This window comes from Nitrospiraceae bacterium (assembly GCA_019637075.1).
Taxonomy (GTDB): Bacteria; Nitrospirota; Nitrospiria; order Nitrospirales; family Nitrospiraceae; genus JAHBWI01.
Map to the genome: position 1 here is coordinate 38,947 of JAHBWI010000006.1, position 17,462 is coordinate 56,408.

Here is a 17,462-nt window from a genome sequence, read left to right on the forward strand (position 1 = left end):
TGAAAAGACGCCCATTCTAGGAATCACGTTTTCTTGATGTCAAGGAATGCCGGCCGCACGATTCCTGTTGCCGCATCGCGCTTGCCCGATCCCCCGCTGACTGTCGTTGTAACAAAGATTCGCCGGCGTGGGCGATTGGGAAACGAGAGTCCTGCGCTCTTTGTTGAACAGGCTCAGTAGACCGTGTTAGACTCCGCCGGCGTGGGCGATTAGCTCAGTGGGAGAGCGCTTCCTTCACACGGAAGAGGCCACAGGTTCGATACCTGTATCGCCCACCATCCTTTCATCCCTTGCATTGAATCCCGCACCACCGCTCTAACCTATCGATTTTCCTAGGCGCCTCGAGCAGGCTCGGGGATTACGCTTCGGCTGGACAGAATCAGCCCCCTCGGCTAGACTTTTTTCAACAGGCATAGCTGTTTCCAGCTTCCGATCTCCCGTCACGAGAGAAAGAGAGGGACTGTATGCGCGGCACAATGGCAGCTCTCATGTTCGGTATTCTCCTCACCACTGGCTGCGCCAGCACCCAGCAGCCTGCGATGAATGACCAAAGCTACAATGCTCCGGTCAGCATCTACAGCGCGATGGACAGCACCTCCTTGGTCTATACGGACCCGGCAGCTGCCGCTCCGGTGGGTGACAACCCCTATCGGTGGATGGGATTCATCTTGCATCCTGTCGGGCAATTCTTCGACTACACCGTCAATCGTCCGCTGTATACCCTTTCATCGATCAACCCGCGGCTCTTCGGCTACACGTCCGAAGACGCGATGGTCGATTCACAGCGCCGTTAGAGTCGTCTGTGTCGCCCTGCCTCCGGGCCACCGGCAGGCGGGGCGGCTCCACCCCTCGCTCTCCTTCTGTTCCCAGTCCCCTACGTCTGATATATTCTCAGCAACGCAATTCCTGAACCGCACCAGGCAACCAACCCTGCATGCATGGTCGACGCGCATTCCTCACTTTTGTGGCCGCCGGTTGGCTGATTGTCTCAGGATGCCAGACGCCGCCTGTCAAGCCACCGCTCCCCCCTTCAGAGTCCGACCTGGATCTTCTGAAGTCCACCAAGCTCTGTGACGCCAAGACCGCATTCCGCGCGGCACACTCCGGCATCATAGTAGAGACGCGACCCTGGGGAAGTGGCGAGGAACTCCGTATTCCGGCAGACAACAGTGCCACAAAGGCGGATGAGTCCTATTTCTTCGATGAGGACGGGACCCTCGTCGGACTGTTGTTCGTGTATAAATCGGGGTTGGATCTCGGCCCCTATAAGACGCTTCGTTACACGTTGTCGCGTCTCAAACCGGCACTTGAGTTCTATCTGACCGTGGCGCAGCTGGCGGATCGGCAAAACATGGAGGCCAGCACGCTCTACGAAACCGGGGACGAAAAGACCACCACGCGCTATCTGGTCTTGGGAGACCGGAGCCACCAACGCCTGCTGGAAGCCTCCTTTACGATCGACCCCTATGTGAAATTGTTCTCCCCCTACCGGAAAGAATTCCTGGACCGGCTTCGCAATGTCGAGGGCCAGGCCGGCGGCCAACGGCTGGACAGCCAAGGGGCCGAGGACAAGGAGCCATTCCCTTCCCTGCAGCAGTTCGCACGAGGACAAGCAGCCCAACTGGCCTATTGCGGCGCCAAGAACGACAAGATTGCCCTGGATGCCTATCAGAAGGCCGAAGCCAGCGGATTTACCAACAAAGTCTGGCAGGCGGAACTGCGTCACCGGCTGGGTGTGTCGTGGGAGGCCGCCGGGAACCTGGAGAAGGCCAAATCTGAGATGCTCCAATCCCTGACCCTACGACCGAATACTCCGGAAGTCCTGAATAATCTTGGGACCGTATACGGAAAGCTGGGAGACAAGAAGAACGCCCTCGCATCCTTCGAGAAAGCCGTCACACTCCGTCCCAACTACGCCAGGGCTCGCTTCAATCTGGCGGAAGCCCTTGAGCGGGACAATCCTCGTCGTGCCATCACCGAATACGAGACCTACCTTGCCCTAGTCGAGGGCGACCCCGAGGAGGACGACCGGTCCGCCCTCGCCCAAGCGCGCGTCAAAGAGCTGAAGCGCTGACAGCCGCACCCACACACACTACGTAGCGACTCCTTCGACATGTCGCCCCGCATCACCGCCTAGCGTTTCCTACGGTAGGTGCTACACTTACCAGTATTACAAGCAACCAGGGAGTGCAGAATGTGCCACCACCGCTTGATCGCGTGGGCATGCTGGTTCAGCGTGATACTGTTTGCGTGGAGCGTCCAGGAGGTACGGGCGGAACGCGAATGGGAGTTTTCAATCGCCGGGTACGGCGGGAAAGCCTTCCACTCCAACGAAGACATGAAAATCAACTCCGGGGACAACGGCGATCCATTCCACGGAACGATTCATCGGGTGAATCTGAATGATTCGGGGGCATGGGGAGCCAAGATCTCGGCGTGGCACCTCCCCAAAAAGTACGATTGGCAGCCACAAGTTGGATTCGAATTGGACTATTCTCGATTCACTGCAGATCTGCACCCCCAAAGGGCCCCAGCCTCAGGCACCGTCAGCCAACCGGGCTTTGAGCTGGCGGGTGTCATATTTACGTCCGGGCGTGACGTCAGCATCCAGAACCTGACCGTCAATATGCTCTTTCGATACGCCCTTGCGGCAACCCCGCAACTCCCGCAGGGACGATTGTCGCCTTACATCGGCGGTGGCGTGGGGGTACAGCGGGCACACCTGACAGATCCGTCGTCGGGAGGATTTCAAGAGACCGACTATGCACCGGCCCTGCAGGGGATCGCAGGCGTGAAGTTCTTTCTCACGCGAAACCTTGCGTTGTTCACGGAATACAAACGCATCTGGTCACGGCACACATTTGACTATTCGCCGACGATCACTCCGCCGGGGTACAGCGAACGTTGGACCGTGTCGACGAACTTGATCAGCGCCGGCGCGGCGTTGCATTTCTGAGAAGGGGATGGGAGAGAGGGCCGCGCACTACCGGCGAGATTTTTCTTCTTCTTCCTGGTTGGTCTTACAGTTGATGCAGAGGGTGGTGACCGGACGGGCTTTGAGCCGCTTATAGGGGATATCCCCTTCGCACCGCTCGCAAACCCCGTAGGTGTCGGTAGAGAGCCGGTTCAAGGCCTCGTCGATCTTCTTTAGGAGTTTTCGTTCGCGGTCGCGAATGCGGAAGGAGAAGTTTTGGTCAGCTTCCGCGGAAGCTTGGTCGCTGACGTCGGGAAAGCTTTCCATGCCCGACCGTTTGGTCAGGACACCTTCCACTTCCTGAATAATGGCTTGGCGTTGACGCTCCAAGTCCCGCTGAATATCGGGATACTTGACCCCGTTCGCCTTGCTACGCTTCGCACGAACCGGAGCGGCACGCTTTACTCGAGTCTTCATCGGCTACTCGGTGATAATACGCCGGTATCGCTTCCAGACCCCGTCTAGCAGGTCGACTATACCAGCCTCAAACAGTGAGGGTCAATCTGATCTGACTGGGCAAACGGCACCATCGCCATCCTCGGCCGGCCGCCTATCACGAGAGTGCCCGTCTCCCCTCGATAGACTTCATAAGTGTCACCTCGTCCGCGTACTCGATGTCCATACCGACCGGAATGCCATAGGCGATCCGCGAAACCAGCACATTGTATGGTTTGAGCAGTCGAGTCAGATAAATCGCGGTCGCCTCGCCTTCGATGGTGGGATTCGTTGCCACGATCACCTCGGTCACCTCGCCCGTCTTGACCCGCTCCAGCAATTCTTCTGCACGAATGTCCGACGGTCCGACTCCGTCGAGCGGAGACAGCGTCCCCAGCAGAACATGGTAGAGCCCACGGAAACCTCCGGCACGCTCGATGGCATAGAGCGTACTCGGCTCCTCGACGACCAAGATCTTACTCCGATCGCGTTTCGGATCTCGGCAAAACTCACACAGCTCGCCTTCCGCAATGTTCCGGCACTGACGGCAAAAGGAAAGCCCATCTTTCACGGCATGGATCGCCTCCGCCAGCCTCAGGGCATCCTCACGTTCCGCCTTGAGGATATGAAATGCAATCCGCTGCGCGCTCTTCTGGCCGATCCCAGGAAGCCGAACCAATTCCCGCACAAGCTTCGGCAATAAACCCTGTTGGTCAACAGCCATAACGTTCCATCATTGGGACCTGGAGTCGCTCCTTCGGGTGCTGCCCTCGTATCCAAGAGGGATGCACTAGAACAGGCCCGGAATCTTCATCCCCCCGGTGACCGATTTCATTTCCTCAGCCATCATCTCGCGGGATTTCTTCAGCGCATCGTTTCCCGCAGCGACGACCAGGTCCTGCAGCATGTCGACATCGCCGGCCTTGACGACTTCCGGGTCGATTTTCACACTGACCAGATCCATGGCTCCGTTCACCGTCACCGTGACAATGCCGCCCCCCGCGGTGCCGGACACCGTTTTCGCCGCCGCCTGTTCCTGGATTTTGGCCATCTGTTCCTGCATGGCCTGGGCTTGCTTGAGAATATTGGACATGTTGCCGAACGGATTCTTCATTCCTGTACCTCCTGAGTCGGGAAGGTCGTTCGCACGTCGGCCAATTCCCCCCCGAACATTTCCAATGCTTGCTTCACGAGTGGGTGGGCCTTCGCCCGCTGAAACAGTACAAGGCGCTGCTCTTGCGCCTTCGCCTCGCGGATCTGCCTCATCGTTGGAGGGGCGCTCTTCTCATCCTCGGTCGCCTCGATCACGCGAACACGGATGGCCCGGCCATAAAGTCGTTCACCCAGCGCCGATAACGCATGCAGGTTGTCCGGCTTTTCCAACATCCCTCGCGCGACCATTGCCTGCTTGGGAAATGCCAGCGTCACCAACGTCCCTTCGATTCCGACCAACCGCCCCATTTCGAGGAATGGCGCGATATTCGGATGGTTGGCAGTGACCTCCTCTTGGAATCGCTCCCAATGCAACTCGACCGGATCAGGGGAGGTCGGTGCTGCCTCGGCATCCAACTGGACGGGAATAGGCGGAGCCGTCACGGAACCAACGATGTCATCGGACTTCGCCTGGGTAGGTTTGGGCGCGGCCTGAATGGGCTCGCGAGGCACCACTGGCTTCTGGACCAGGGGCCGATTCGGAGCCTCGGGTCGAGCGGAGCTGGGACTCTGCTTTGAAACGGGTGCACCCGTCGACTTGGGGTTCTGGGGCGTCAGCGGCGCTTTTGCAGTCGTTCCCTTGTCTGCCGCCGGCTGTTGGGCTGTCGTGCTTCTGTCCGCCGTGCTCGGGGCACTGACCGCGTCGCGACTTCCCAACAATCGCGTTGCCCGGACCGAAGCGGATTCCAACACAAAGCGGGGATGGGCGCTGGACCGCAGACTATCCTCCGCAGCGGTAAACACACGAAAGAGTTCCTGAACCTGCTCAACGCTGCAACGCCGGGCATCGGCTGACAGTTGCGCCAAATCCTCATCTGTAGCCTCGATCAATCCACGCAAGTCCTGCTCGGAGGGGACGACCGAGGCGACCAACATATTGCGGATATACTCGACCAAGTCGGCGCAATAGGCGCGGAGATCGTGGCCCTGATCGAGTAATTCGGCAATGACCTGCAGCCCCTGACGGCTATCTTGCGCCATCACGGCCTCGATCATCGCCCTGACACGCTCCTGTGGCACCGCACCCAGCAACGTTTCAAGATCCTGATGCCGGATGGTCGTACCGCCGAATGCGATCACCTGATCCAGCAGGCTGAGGGCGTCCCTCATGCTGCCTTCGCTTGCGCGGGCCAAGGCCATCAGGCTGCGATCTTCAATCGACAGACTGTCCAGCCCGGCGACATGCCGAAGCCGTTGGACGATCTCGGCTTTGGAGATCCGGCGAAAGTTATAGTGTTGGCAGCGGGACAGAATCGTCGCGGGAATCTTATGAATCTCGGTCGTGGCAAAAATGAACACGACATGGGGCGGCGGCTCCTCCAATGTCTTCAGCAGTGCATTGAAGGCCGAATTGGACAACATGTGCACTTCATCGATGATGTAGACACGGTAGTGCCCTCGAAACGGGGTGAACTTGACGTTCTCGCGAATCTCCCGCACATCGTCGACGCTGGTATTGGAAGCCCCGTCGATCTCGACTACATCGACGGAAGTGCCCTGAGTGATCTCAGCGCAGTTTGGACAGGTATTGCAGGGGGTCCCGGTCGGACCCTGTTCGCAGTTCAACGCCTTCGCCAGGATCCGAGCCATCGTCGTCTTGCCCACCCCCCGGGTGCCGGAGAAGAGAAAGGCATGGGCGATACGCTGGCTGGTAATCGCATTCTGGAGGGTCTGCACCACATGCGCCTGCCCGACAACGTCATCGAAGGTGCCGGGCCGGTATTTGCGGGCGGAGACTTGGTAATCCATGCTGCGTCGACCGTCCACCGTGAAGCGTAGCTTGTCGAAGAGTCGGGCGCTTCACGGATGACGCTTCACGAGAGCCATCATCTGAAAAGCGGGGCCAGGTGATCCTGCGGCACACAGAACGATCCGCTTACCGTTGCTTCCTTCCGGACCTGGCGGGGTTCACAGGGTTCTGTTGCACAGGGCCCGGCCCCTATGCTGCAAAAATCTCAAGGGGAAGGATACAAGGGCTCCGTCGCGCCGGACGTGGCTCCTTCTACCGTTCGCCTTACGGGAACTCGTTCACTTGAGGTAACTATGCGGTCTGAGCCGCCGATCATTCAAGGCCATCGTCTAGCGGGTCCGCCTGCCAGGAGCCCGACCGAGCACGGCTGTTTGGCGAGAGGGTGGGCATTCTCGAACTCGCACGAGCCACCAGCTCGCGCCCCCACTGAGGGGGCCAACCCCCTCGTATCTCTCCACACGGGGGAATGTTTCCCCCGCGGCCCCCTTGTTCGAATCCCTCGTGGGAGATTCAGGGCAACTGCCTGTTGGCTCAGGCTGCGCACGCCGGAACCAGTCGCGACATTTTGGCGGAGAGGGTGGGATTCGAACCCACGGTCCCGTTGCCGGGACGCATGCTTTCCAAGCATGTCGATTCGTCCACTCTCGCACCTCTCCGCTCGTGGACGACTGCGAAGCGCAGCATCTTAGCACGCGGGTTTTCGAGCGGCAAGGAGGCGCAACCGCCGGTGAGGAACCAGATCGTGCTCGACGGACGATATATCTTTCAGGCTTCCATACGGCTCCAAGTCCATATTCTCCCTGTTCATTGACCGTTCTTGTCTCTCTACCTATACTTGGCAGAATCTTACGGAGGGTCTTAGATGAAAATTCTGGCGGGGGTCGGTGCCGCACTTCTCCTCCTCCTCGTCCTTATCGTCTCGCTTCCGTTTCTGATCGATCTCAACAAATATCAGGATCGATACCGGCCGCTCATTGAAGAAGCGCTGAATCGGAAGGTGGACCTGAAGGACATCCGGTTGACGATCTGGCCGCGAATCGGTGCCAGGGTCGGCGGCTTTACCGTTCATGACGATCCAGCCTTTCGCAGCGGTCCCTTCGCTTCCCTTTCTTCACTCGACGTGGGCGTCAAGTTGCTGCCGTTGTTGAGCGGAAAGGTGGAGGTGGAGGAGATTACCCTGCGCGATCCCGTCATCACGGTACTCAAGAACAAAAAGGGGCTGTTGAACGTTTCGACCATCGGTGCCACGAGCACAACGCCCGCCCCCACCAAACCCGAAGCCCCCCCGAGCCAGCCGGCTGGCAGCCCCTTACGAGCCCTGGCCTTGCTCGCCGTGGATCGCGTGTCCATCGACGGCGGAAAACTGACCTATCGCGACGAATCCACTCCGAAACCGACGGAGTATGTCGTCAACGATCTGGAGTTTCTGCTGAAATCGGTTCACCTGGGCGACAGTCCGACGATTCACCTGGCGGCGACGATCCTGCCCCTCAATCTACCGATCCGGCTAGACGGCGCGTTTGGCCCTCTGGTGGAGACTCTGGATATAAAGTCCTTCGCCTTCGACTTGGGGGCGGGCAAGCTGTCGGTCGGGCTCAAGGGCAGCGCCGTGGGGGGTAATATTGACGCCACCGTAACATCAGCCTCGATCAACACCACGGATCTACCTATTGCCGTGCCCCTCGCCAAGCCGGTTCAGATCAAGGACCTGCATGTGACCGTGCACACGGTGTATCCGGCGCCGCCTGATGCAGCCCCAGTGGAACTGCTGGACGTCCGAGACCTCGGCATGGCCGTGGTGATGGGAGGCTCCTCCATCAATATCAAGGGCACGGCGGCGAAGGGATTGGCCAACCTGACCATTGCCTCGGCCAGCATCAATTCCTCTGATCTCCCCGTCGCGCTGCCCCTGAGCAAACCGGTCGAGATCAAAGACCTCCATATGAGCGCCAGGGCGAAGTATCCTCCTAAGGAGGGTACTCCGCCGCTCGAACTGGCCGACGTCACGGATTTGGGACTCACTCTGGCCATGGGCGCGTCACGCATCGAAGCCAAGGGTACGGTCATCGGCGGGCTGGCCAAGATCGTCGCGAATTCCAAACTCATCAACAGCGCCGATTTGCCTGCGACTCTTCCGGTGAAAAAACCGGTGGAGATCAAGGACCTTCAGGTCGCCGCGGAAATGAAGGGAAACGACGCGCGGCTCACGAACCTCTCACTGCAGGTCTTCAACGGGCTGCTGCGCGGACAGGGCACTCTCGGCATAGGATCGGCAACGCCACCATTTTCCGGCAAAGTCTCCCTGCAAGGCCTCCAGCTAGGGCCGGCCCTGCTGGCGCTAGGGACCGAGCAGGTTTCGATGAGTGGCACGGCAGCCGGAGAGGTGACGATGAGCGGACGTGGGTTCGCACAGCCGGATCTCGTCAAAGCCTTGGAAGGTTCGGGCCATATCGCAGTGAAGGACGGTCGCCTGGAAGGGATCAATCTCCTGCAGGAGGCCGCGACCCTGCTCAAGGTAGCCGGTGTTACCCTGGACAATGTGAAAGCCACCGCGTTCTCGACGATCGAAAGCGATTTTGCCGTAAAACAGGGGTTGATCAACGTGCAGCGTCTGCTGATGGACAGCCATGACTTTCAGGCGACCGGCGGCGGAACGATCGGACTCGACCAGTCGCTCAACGTCAAACTCAACCTAAACCTGTCGCAGGCCTTGAGTCAGAAAATCGCAGCCGGTTCCCCGATCGCCAAGGTCGCGATGTCCGGCGGCCGGCTCTCGCTGCCGCTGCTGATTACCGGAAGTACGCAGGCCCCGGCCTACGGCCTCGATACCAAGATGTTCGCAGGGAAGGTGCAGGAGCAGGTCAAGGAGAAGGTGAAGGGTGCGGTCGACGACCTCATGAAGGGTAAGGCGAAGCCGGAGGACTTGAAGCAGCAGGGAAAAGACCTGCTGAAAGGTCTGTTGGGACGGTAGGAGGCACGCGCGTATGTCTGTGGCTAACTTGTTGACGCAGTATGTCGTTCAGTATGGATTCCGGCTGCTCGGCGCCGCGGTCATTCTCGCGGTGGCGGCATTTGTAGCCCGCTCGATCGGTGCGATCCTCGAAAAATGGCTGGATCGTCAAGACCTCGAGCCGCCCGTCCGGCTGCTGCTGCTGCGTCTCGTCAAGGTAATCATCATCGCCTTGGGGCTGCTGATCGCACTCGATCAGTTGGGTTTTCAGATCGCACCGCTGATCGCCGGGCTCGGGGTCGCCGGCCTGGGCGTCGGCCTCGCGTTGCAAGGCGTACTGAGCAACGTGGTGGCGGGCCTCTCGATCATTTTCACCAAGCCGTACCGCGTCGGCGAACATATCGCCCTGCTCGGAGTTCACGGCGACGTGGTCAAGATCGACATTTTCACCACTATCCTGATGCATCCGGACCGCTCTCGCATCGTCATTCCAAACCGCAAGATCGTCGGAGAGATTCTCCACAACTTCGGCTCCGTCAGGCAATTGGACCTGTCTGTCGGCGTGGCCTACCGGACCGATCTCACGAAAACACTGGCCGTGGTACGGGACATCCTTCACCGGCACCCTCACGTATTGAAAGAGCCGGTCGCTGCGGTCGGGGTCGGCGGCTTCGCCGATTCCGCCGTCACCATTTCGATACGCCCCTGGGTCCCCGTGGCACATGTCGAATCGACGGAAGCCGAGATCAATCAAGCGATTTTTGAAGCGTTTCGGCAGCACGACATCGAAATTCCCTTCCCGCAGCAGGAAGTACGTCTCCTCAACCAACCCTAACCAAGACCTTCGTCCCCCATCGGCCCCGGCCAATTTCCGAGGCTCCCCTGGCTTGTTGCGACAAAGAGGCTAGTGTTATCATCTACAGCCTTTCCGGTGGACACATTCTCGTTCAGGGAGACTGACCATGAGCACATCCGCTGATTTGAGTCACGTGCCGACATCCGAGAACAACCTGATCGAGGATGCCGACGGCCCCTCCGGTGGAGAGCCGGCCTCCGAGGTCCAGAGTCTCGACAAGATCCGGGACATACTTTTCGGCGCGCAGGTTCGGGACCACGAACGGCGTTTTGCTCGCCTGGAAACCCAACTCCTGGCCGAGGCGGCCCAGCTGCGCACTGATTTGAAACAACGGTTCACGGCGCTGGAACAATACATCCGAAACGAGGTCGACGGCCTGACGGCACGTCTCCAGAGCGAGCAGCAGAGTCGAACGAGCAGCATCCACCAGGTTTCGGCGGATCTGCAAAACCTCGCCGAGGCCCTCCGCGTTAGTGCCGCTTCCCTCCAGGAGCGAGGCGAGCAGGCCGATTCGCAAATCCGGCAGGAATTGCAGGCCGAGGCCAACGCGCTCAAAGAGTCCTTTGTCCAACGGCACACGGAACTGTCGGCGACGATGGAATCGGCCGTCGAGCGGCTGTCCGCCCAGAAAACCGACCGAGCCTCGCTCGCAGCGTTGTTTCAGGAACTCTCAATCAAGCTCTCGGATGATCGCCGCGCCGCGCAACGCTAGACGCAACGAGAGAGCGGCGGCAGCCGGGCGGGCGGCCCGGCGAGGTCGCGTGGCTGGTCCACCCCGACAGAATTTGCGAAGGCACCATGGCACGCCCGACTAGAGAGCGAACAGGCTCCGAGCCGAATGAATACTCCGAACTGCGCAATTTGCTGTTAGCGCCAGAACAGTCCCGCCTCGAAGCTCTGCAGGAACAGGTTCAGCGCCTCGATCTCAACGCGCGCAACCTCAGCCGTATCCTCCCCGACGCCATTGAACTCCGAGGTACGCACGACACGCATTTGTCCCATGCGCTCACGCCGCACGTCTCAGACGCACTGGGCGTGTCGGTCCGCAAACGCCCGCAGATGATCGTAGACGCTATCGCCCCGATCATGATGCCGGCCATCCGGCAGGCCATCGCCAACGCCCTGCGCGGCATGGTCCAATCGCTCAATCAGACGATCGAGCACAGCCTGTCGATCCGAAGCCTGCGTTGGCGGTTGGAAGCCTATCGAACTGGCAAGCCCTTCGCCGAGATCGTCCTCCTGCACACCCTGCTGTACCGAGTGGAACAGATCTTTCTGATCCATAAGGATTCCGGCCTCCTCCTCGCCCATGTTGGCGGCGACAGCGCCGCTCTGCAGGACCACACCCTCGTCTCCGGCATGTTGTCGGCCATCCGAAGTTTCGTGCAGGATTCTTTCGGAACGGACCCGGAGCAATCGCTCAACACATTGCGTGTGGGCGAACTTACGGTCTGGATCGAACAAGGACCTTCGGCGATGCTCGCAGCGGTTATACGCGGAACTCCCCCTGAGACACTGCACAGCACCCTGCAAGATACCCTCGATCGGATTCACGTTGACCGGATGGAGCCGCTCTCGACCTTCGCAGGGGATGTCACCCCCTTCAGCAGCACGAAGCCTCTCCTCGAAGAATGCTTGCACGCGCGCTTTGACCAGCGGGCGCGCCGGACCTCCCCGTTGGTATGGATGCTCCTCGCCGGAATCGTCGTCGCGGGAGCGCTGTGGGGGCTCTCTTCCTATCGCGAACGAGAACAGTGGCATTCCTACCTCGACCGACTCGCAGCGGAGCCTGGGCTGATCGTCACCGCCACAGACTCCGAATCGGGACGTTTCACTTTGAGAGGGCTGCGCGATCCCCTGGCTGCCGACCCCCTGCCGCTCCTTGCCGAATCGGGACTGGCCGCTGATCGCGTTATCCAAACCTGGAGCCCCTTCTATGCGTTGGATCCCGCACTTATTCTGAAACGGACTCGCCATCTTTTACAGCCGCCACCGACAGTTCGTTTCACCTTAGAAGAATCGCGGCTGGTCGCAGCGGGCTCGGCTCCGATCGAGTGGATCCAACGCAGCCGATCGCTTGCGCCAGTGATCCCGGGGTTGATGGCCTACGACGACGGCCCGCTCGTGAGCGGCTCCATCACCGGACTTGCTCAAGACTTACGGGACACGCGCATCCTCTTCGAGGTTGGGGGCGGCAGGATTCTCTCCCCTCAGCAGCTGGACGAAATAGGACGTCTCTCGGAGATCTTGCGCCGTCTCGACTCCCTCGCCCGGATCTCGAACCACACCGTGTCAGTCTCGATCGTCGGGCAATCGGATGCCCTTGGCACCACCGACTACAACCGGCGACTCAGTCAGTTACGGGCTCGCACGGTCCGGGAGGCGCTCCGTCCGGGAGACTATGAGCGGATTACGCTCCAAGCCACGGGCCTCGGCACCGCCGGATCAACAGAGCAAGCTGCCACGACACCGATTGGTGCCCGAGAGCGGCGTGTGTCCTTTCAGGTCTCCATCGAGCCCACCCCTTGAGGCCCATGCCGATAACTGATGCCAAAGTTTGCATGCTGGGCGCCTTTGCGGTGGGGAAAACGAGCCTCGTCCGCCGTTTCGTCACCAGTCAATTTTCGGATCAGTACCACACCACTATCGGGGTCAAGGTCGACAAGAAAACCCAGACGGTCGACGGCCACTCGGTCAATCTAATCCTGTGGGACCTCTACGGCGAAGACGATTACCAGAAGCTCCGGCTCTCATATTTGCGTGGAGCCTCGGCCTACCTCCTGGTGTTGGACGGCACGCGCAGAACCACGCTGAATGTGGCGCGGCAACTTCAGCGCATGGCCGAGGATGCATTGGGATCGGTACCGTTCATCGTGCTGGCCAATAAGGCGGACTTGGTGGACGAATGGGAAGTCACACAGGAAGAGCTCGACGAGCTCGTGCGGCCGGGCTGGCGACTCGTCACCACCAGCGCCAAGACTGGTGAGGGGGTGGAACAGGCTTTCCAGCTGCTGACTGAATCGCTCATTCGGAGCGATAGGGCGAATACCTCCGCCCCGAAAGCACCATGAACTCCACCACCTCGGTGCCGCACACGGCGTTGCTCGCCGGGCTGGTGAAGTCTCTCAACGTCGCCGTAATGGAGCCGACGGCCGAGGGTCGGTTCCGGCTGCTCGGCGAACCGCCGGCTTGGCTCGCGACGGTCTATCCGGCCGCCGCGCGGGACCAGCCGTTCACGATCGGTGAGAATCTGCCAGTTCTCCATAACTTCCTAACCGATGCGGCCGACATCTGGCGCCTGGAAGACGGGGCGGTTCTCGACTCAGGATTGTGGACCGAGGAGGACGCCTCCGGTCGACCATGGCACCTGGAAGCCACGGCGCTGAGATCGGCCGGGCGAAATCTTCTGCTGCTTCGCGAGTGCGGGGCTGAATTCGAGCGCCGGCACAACTTCCTGCAGGCCGCACGCACCCAGATGTTGAGCCAGGAAACGGAACGGCGCGGACAACACCGAAGCCAACGCGCCCTCTCCGCCAGACTGGAGGAGACTGAACAGGTTCGCAACGACGTCTTGACGATCTTGCAGCAATTCAGTCTCGCCATCGCGCTGATCGACCAGGATGGCAAAGTGCGCTTCTTGAGCAGCGCGGCCGCTCGTCTCCTTGAGCTGCCGAACCCGCCACCTCGTAACGCGCCATGGAATTCCCTCCTTCGACTGGCCAAGCCGGATCGCCTCACGCTCCACACATTGCTTGAGGGCATGGCCGTCCCGGATCCAGCTCGTCTCTCTTGTGGGGTCGAAACCCAAAAAGGCACCCGTCTGTGGCTCGACATCGATGTTCATAACGACCCGCGAGATGCGCGCACGAAAATGGTCTGCCTGCATGACCGGAGTGAGGTCCACCACTTGCGTTCGCTCCTCGATGAGAAGGCACGATTTTACGACCTGATCGGCAGAAGCTCCGGGATGCTCCGAATCTACCAGAAGATTCAGGACCTGGCGCGCGTGGAATCCACCGTGCTGATCGAAGGTGAAACCGGCACCGGCAAGGAGCTGGTGGCCCGAGCCCTCCACGCGTCGAGCCCCAGGAACGAAGGTCCCTTCATCGCCGCCAACTGCGCCGGCTTGACCGACTCGCTCCTCGGCAGCCAACTCTTCGGGCATAAGCGGGGTGCGTTTACGGGAGCGATCGACGACCATCAGGGCCTATTCGAAGCCGCCCACGGAGGGACGCTGTTCCTGGATGAGATCGGAGACATTCCCCCTCACGTCCAGACAAGCCTGCTTCGCGTTTTGCAGGAAAAAGAAGTTACTCGGCTGGGGGAATCCCGTCCTCGAAAAGTGAACGTACGGGTGCTGGCCGCCACGCACCATGATCTGGCCCACGATGTCGCCAAAGGCAGTTTCCGTGCGGACTTGCTGTATCGCATCCGCGTCGCCCGGATTCACCTGCCCGCGCTACGCGATCGAAAAGAAGACATCCCGTTGCTGGTGACCAAGTTCCTCGGCGATGCCCGTGCGGCGATGGGCAAGCCGGTGCAACACGCGACGCCGGCGGCCATTGCACGGCTCCTGGAATATGATTGGCCCGGCAATATCCGTGAGTTGAAAAGCGCCATCGACTGCGCAGTGATACACTGCCGCACTTCTGGGATCGATCTGGCGGACCTTCCACCCGAGATTCGTACCGAAGGTATCGGTCTCTCCTCTTCGGCCATCGGCTCGAACGTAAACCTGCGTGGCCGTATTGAGGCCACCCTTCTCCGCACCAACGGCAACCGGACAGAAGCGGCGCGCCAACTTGGAATGAGCCGCGCCACCTTCTATCGTCGTCTCTCGGAACTCGGTTTCCCGCAAGACTAGGCTCTACGCCTCCATCCCTACGGCACCATCGCTGTCTCAGTGAGACAACGATGAGACAGCCTGCTGTCTCATGTACCCGGTCGCTCCGCAAGCCCCACCACCGCATGCTTATAACTGATTGAAAACTCACGCACCTGTCCGCCCGCGCCTTCGGCACGACATTTGATCTACGGTCATCATCGTAGGGACAGTCACGAAAGGCACAGTCCTAGGGCCTCAGCAAAAAGAATAGGAGACAAGATGGAGAGGTTGATCCCGATCGCACAGGAACGCCCCGAACGACCGACGGCACGAGAACGGCAAATTCTCGATCTGATTTGGGCGGGACTTACCAATCAGGAAATCGCCGGCCGCTTGGGCATCGCCGCCAAGACAGTCGAATCGCACCGCGCCAATCTCATGAGAAAATTCCGTGCCGGCAACACCGCGCAGTTGCTCCGCGAGGCGCTGCTGCAAGGCATGTTACGTATGCCTCCATCCGCCGGGCCCGGCACAGAGCTAGAACGGGACGCCGCATCGAGATAGCCCCCTCCCGCACTGTCGCATTGTGAATCATGCCGCCATCGATCTCACGCACTGGCACGCAGGCCACCAGACCGACACTTACCACCGAGCATTTACGTATGCATGGGAAATCCCGCTCCAGGCGGCCGATTGCGAGGATTGCCACGCCTTCCGCAGGCAGAGTAACTGCGCTGTGCCGGAATCGACACAGCGCTTTGGTATTGACCTCCTACGAAGAATATTTTATAGAACGCGCGAGTTTTCAGTTCATATGCGATCGGCAGCCAGGCCTAACATGAGGAGCATCGAATGAGACGACCCTCCCTTCAGATTCTTCAGATCCTTGGCATCGTGCTGGCCATTTTGCTGCAAACCGCAGCCTTCGCCGATGAACCGGCTGCGACCGCCGACGTGCCGCAAGCGGCACCGGCGCTTGATGCAGTCACCCTGAAGGACGGCAGCGTAATCTACGGCCAAGTCCTTGGGATGATCGCCGGTGAACTGCATGTGAAAACGGGCTTTGGACCGACAGCCGGCAACGACGTGGTCAAGATCCTATGGCCGAACGTCGCCAAGATCGTGGTCAATCGACCCATTCCCTTTTCGCTGAAAGAAGGCACGACGGTCGTGGGCACCGTGCAACCAGGTGACCCCGGCACGATGCTGCTTACGGCAGCACCAACCGGCACACCCATGACCGTCCCTCTCGATGCAGTCTTGGGAGTCAATCAGCCGGCGGTCATCTACACCGGTGCGCTGCAAGCTGGGTTTTCTCAGAGCACCGGCAACAGCCACCTGCGCAACGCCAGCCTCTTGGGAGACCTGTCGGCTAGGAGCGAATCACTGCGACTGACCATCCTTGGGCGCTATGTCTACGGCGATGACGCGGGACGACTGATTGTCCGCAACGGCCGCGGCACCATCAAACTGGACTTCTTCTTGACCAAGCGGCTGTACTGGTTTGCTTCCGCCTACTTCGAACAGGATACGTTTCAGGACCTGAAGCTACGTACCTCACTCTCAACCGGCCCCGGTTATCAGCTCTTGGATACCGGCGACATCTCCTCCGGCATCTTCAAGGGCATGACGCTCTGGGTAGAAGCCGGCGCCGCCTATTTCAACGAAGACTTTCGAGTGGCGGACGACCGAAGCAGCACGCGCGGCCGTTGGGCGGCAAAATGGAATTGGCCGCTCTGGGGCGGCGATCAGGTGACGCTGTACCATTTCCAAGAAGGCTTTCAATCGTTCGCCAACACGAAAGACCTTTACGTCACGGCAGACACCGGCGTGCGCTTCAAGATCATCGGTGGACTCGTCAGCGGCTTTCAGTGGACCGTTCGCTACAACAAGAATCCCCCGGTCGGCGTATCCGACACCGACAATCTTTACCTGGTCACCCTGGGCTACAGCTTTGATACGAGCCGCAAGCAATAGGAGCCTAGGCACACAGCAGCTCACAGAAGTCCACAAAAGGAGGGGGCACCATGGGTATGATGCAGGAATTCAAAGAATTTGCCATGAAGGGCAATGTGCTCGACATGGCAGTCGGCGTCATCATTGGCGGCGCGTTTGGAAAGATCGTGTCCTCATTGGTCAGCGACATCCTCATGCCGCCCATCGGGCTGCTCATGGGGAAAGTCGACTTCTCCAGCCTGTTCATTCCGCTGTCGGAAGAAGCCAAGGGCAAATCCCTGGCCGCCGCGAAAGCGGCCGGCGCCGCAACGATCAATTACGGTGTCTTCCTCCAAACGATGCTGGACTTTGCCATCTTGGCCTTCGTGATCTTCATGGTCGTAAAACAGATGAATCGATTTAAGAAGGAAGTTCCCCCGGCGCCGCCGGCGGCGCCCCCAAAACAGGAAGTGCTGTTGACCGAGATTCGCGATATTTTGAAAGGACAGCGTCACTGATCCATCC

The 17,462-nt window shown here is 59.8% G+C and carries 16 protein-coding genes, 2 tRNA genes and 1 other RNA gene; 13 read left to right on the forward strand and 6 right to left on the reverse strand.

Annotation, left to right across the window (positions count from 1 at the left end):
• Positions 1–203 precede the first annotated feature (203 nt).
• The 4 genes from KF814_15580 (at position 204) to KF814_15595 (ending at position 2,956) form a co-directional block, all read left to right on the forward strand.
• Positions 204–278 (forward strand) — tRNA-Val (locus KF814_15580).
• A 186-nt stretch (positions 279–464) separates the two neighbouring features.
• On the forward strand, positions 465–794 hold the full coding sequence (locus KF814_15585) for a hypothetical protein (GenBank protein ID MBX3237571.1): 330 nt from the start codon (positions 465–467) through the stop codon (positions 792–794).
• 140 nt (positions 795–934) lie between these two features.
• Entirely contained in the window at positions 935–2,074 is a 1,140-nt protein-coding gene (locus KF814_15590; GenBank protein ID MBX3237572.1) for a tetratricopeptide repeat protein, read from the forward strand.
• A 120-nt stretch (positions 2,075–2,194) separates the two neighbouring features.
• On the forward strand, positions 2,195–2,956 hold the full coding sequence (locus KF814_15595; GenBank protein ID MBX3237573.1) for an outer membrane beta-barrel protein: 762 nt from the start codon (positions 2,195–2,197) through the stop codon (positions 2,954–2,956).
• Positions 2,957–2,983: 27 nt separating this feature from the next.
• On the opposite strand, the gene KF814_15600 is transcribed toward KF814_15595, so the two are convergent.
• The 6 genes from KF814_15600 to KF814_15625 form a co-directional block, all read right to left on the reverse strand.
• Positions 2,984–3,391 (reverse strand): TraR/DksA C4-type zinc finger protein, encoded by a 408-nt coding sequence (locus KF814_15600; protein MBX3237574.1) that lies wholly within the window; start codon positions 3,389–3,391, stop codon positions 2,984–2,986.
• Between the two features lie 136 nt (positions 3,392–3,527).
• Positions 3,528–4,133 (reverse strand): recombination mediator RecR, encoded by a 606-nt coding sequence (recR, locus tag KF814_15605; protein MBX3237575.1) that lies wholly within the window; start codon positions 4,131–4,133, stop codon positions 3,528–3,530.
• Between the two features lie 66 nt (positions 4,134–4,199).
• Positions 4,200–4,523, reverse strand: a complete 324-nt coding sequence (locus KF814_15610; GenBank protein ID MBX3237576.1) for a YbaB/EbfC family nucleoid-associated protein — start codon at positions 4,521–4,523, stop codon at positions 4,200–4,202.
• Positions 4,520–6,370, reverse strand: coding sequence for a DNA polymerase III subunit gamma/tau (dnaX, locus tag KF814_15615; GenBank protein ID MBX3237577.1), 1,851 nt, complete (start codon positions 6,368–6,370; stop codon positions 4,520–4,522). The genes KF814_15610 and dnaX overlap by 4 nt, the downstream gene beginning before the upstream one ends.
• Before the next feature lie 89 nt (positions 6,371–6,459).
• Positions 6,460–6,559: signal recognition particle sRNA small type (gene ffs, locus KF814_15620), an RNA gene on the reverse strand.
• Between the two features lie 378 nt (positions 6,560–6,937).
• Positions 6,938–7,027, reverse strand: a tRNA-Ser gene (locus tag KF814_15625).
• Positions 7,028–7,233: 206 nt separating this feature from the next.
• Here KF814_15625 and KF814_15630 point away from each other — a divergent pair.
• The 9 genes from KF814_15630 to mscL all read left to right on the forward strand — a co-directional run bounded on the left by KF814_15630 (position 7,234) and on the right by mscL (position 17,455).
• Positions 7,234–9,342, forward strand: a complete 2,109-nt coding sequence (locus KF814_15630) for an AsmA family protein (protein MBX3237578.1) — start codon at positions 7,234–7,236, stop codon at positions 9,340–9,342.
• A 13-nt stretch (positions 9,343–9,355) separates the two neighbouring features.
• Complete coding sequence (locus KF814_15635) at positions 9,356–10,156, forward strand: mechanosensitive ion channel (GenBank protein ID MBX3237579.1); 801 nt, start codon at positions 9,356–9,358, stop codon at positions 10,154–10,156.
• 127 nt (positions 10,157–10,283) lie between these two features.
• Entirely contained in the window at positions 10,284–10,889 is a 606-nt protein-coding gene (locus KF814_15640) for a hypothetical protein (protein ID MBX3237580.1), read from the forward strand.
• Positions 10,890–10,975: 86 nt separating this feature from the next.
• Positions 10,976–12,706 (forward strand): OmpA family protein, encoded by a 1,731-nt coding sequence (locus tag KF814_15645; protein MBX3237581.1) that lies wholly within the window; start codon positions 10,976–10,978, stop codon positions 12,704–12,706.
• A gap of 11 nt (positions 12,707–12,717) precedes the next feature.
• Positions 12,718–13,248: a GTP-binding protein gene (locus tag KF814_15650; GenBank protein MBX3237582.1), complete on the forward strand. Its 531-nt coding sequence runs from the start codon at positions 12,718–12,720 to the stop codon at positions 13,246–13,248.
• On the forward strand, positions 13,245–15,041 hold the full coding sequence (locus KF814_15655) for a sigma-54-dependent Fis family transcriptional regulator (protein ID MBX3237583.1): 1,797 nt from the start codon (positions 13,245–13,247) through the stop codon (positions 15,039–15,041). The genes KF814_15650 and KF814_15655 overlap by 4 nt, the downstream gene beginning before the upstream one ends.
• Positions 15,042–15,281: 240 nt before the next feature.
• Positions 15,282–15,566 (forward strand): helix-turn-helix transcriptional regulator, encoded by a 285-nt coding sequence (locus tag KF814_15660; protein ID MBX3237584.1) that lies wholly within the window; start codon positions 15,282–15,284, stop codon positions 15,564–15,566.
• A gap of 288 nt (positions 15,567–15,854) precedes the next feature.
• Positions 15,855–16,979 carry a DUF481 domain-containing protein gene (locus KF814_15665; protein MBX3237585.1) on the forward strand — a complete coding sequence of 375 codons (1,125 nt, stop codon included), beginning with the start codon at positions 15,855–15,857 and terminating at the stop codon, positions 16,977–16,979.
• 50 nt (positions 16,980–17,029) lie between these two features.
• A complete protein-coding gene (gene mscL / locus KF814_15670) occupies positions 17,030–17,455 on the forward strand; it encodes a large conductance mechanosensitive channel protein MscL (protein MBX3237586.1) in 426 nt (141 codons plus the stop codon).
• The last annotated feature ends 7 nt before the right edge of the window (positions 17,456–17,462 follow it).

Excerpts from the sequence above, each read along its gene's own strand:
- KF814_15585 (MBX3237571.1), top strand. The coding sequence starts at position 465 with ATGCGCGGCACAATGGCAGCTCTCATGTTCGGTATTCTCCTCACCACT.
- KF814_15590 (MBX3237572.1), top strand. The coding sequence starts at position 935 with ATGCATGGTCGACGCGCATTCCTCACTTTTGTGGCCGCCGGTTGGCTG.
- KF814_15595 (MBX3237573.1), top strand. The coding sequence starts at position 2,195 with ATGTGCCACCACCGCTTGATCGCGTGGGCATGCTGGTTCAGCGTGATA.
- KF814_15600 (MBX3237574.1), bottom strand. The coding sequence starts at position 3,391 with ATGAAGACTCGAGTAAAGCGTGCCGCTCCGGTTCGTGCGAAGCGTAGC.
- recR (MBX3237575.1), bottom strand. The coding sequence starts at position 4,133 with ATGGCTGTTGACCAACAGGGTTTATTGCCGAAGCTTGTGCGGGAATTG.
- KF814_15610 (MBX3237576.1), bottom strand. The coding sequence starts at position 4,523 with ATGAAGAATCCGTTCGGCAACATGTCCAATATTCTCAAGCAAGCCCAG.
- dnaX (MBX3237577.1), bottom strand. The coding sequence starts at position 6,370 with ATGGATTACCAAGTCTCCGCCCGCAAATACCGGCCCGGCACCTTCGAT.
- KF814_15630 (MBX3237578.1), top strand. The coding sequence starts at position 7,234 with ATGAAAATTCTGGCGGGGGTCGGTGCCGCACTTCTCCTCCTCCTCGTC.
- KF814_15635 (MBX3237579.1), top strand. The coding sequence starts at position 9,356 with ATGTCTGTGGCTAACTTGTTGACGCAGTATGTCGTTCAGTATGGATTC.
- KF814_15640 (MBX3237580.1), top strand. The coding sequence starts at position 10,284 with ATGAGCACATCCGCTGATTTGAGTCACGTGCCGACATCCGAGAACAAC.
- KF814_15645 (MBX3237581.1), top strand. The coding sequence starts at position 10,976 with ATGGCACGCCCGACTAGAGAGCGAACAGGCTCCGAGCCGAATGAATAC.
- KF814_15655 (MBX3237583.1), top strand. The coding sequence starts at position 13,245 with ATGAACTCCACCACCTCGGTGCCGCACACGGCGTTGCTCGCCGGGCTG.
- KF814_15660 (MBX3237584.1), top strand. The coding sequence starts at position 15,282 with ATGGAGAGGTTGATCCCGATCGCACAGGAACGCCCCGAACGACCGACG.
- KF814_15665 (MBX3237585.1), top strand. The coding sequence starts at position 15,855 with ATGAGACGACCCTCCCTTCAGATTCTTCAGATCCTTGGCATCGTGCTG.
- mscL (MBX3237586.1), top strand. The coding sequence starts at position 17,030 with ATGGGTATGATGCAGGAATTCAAAGAATTTGCCATGAAGGGCAATGTG.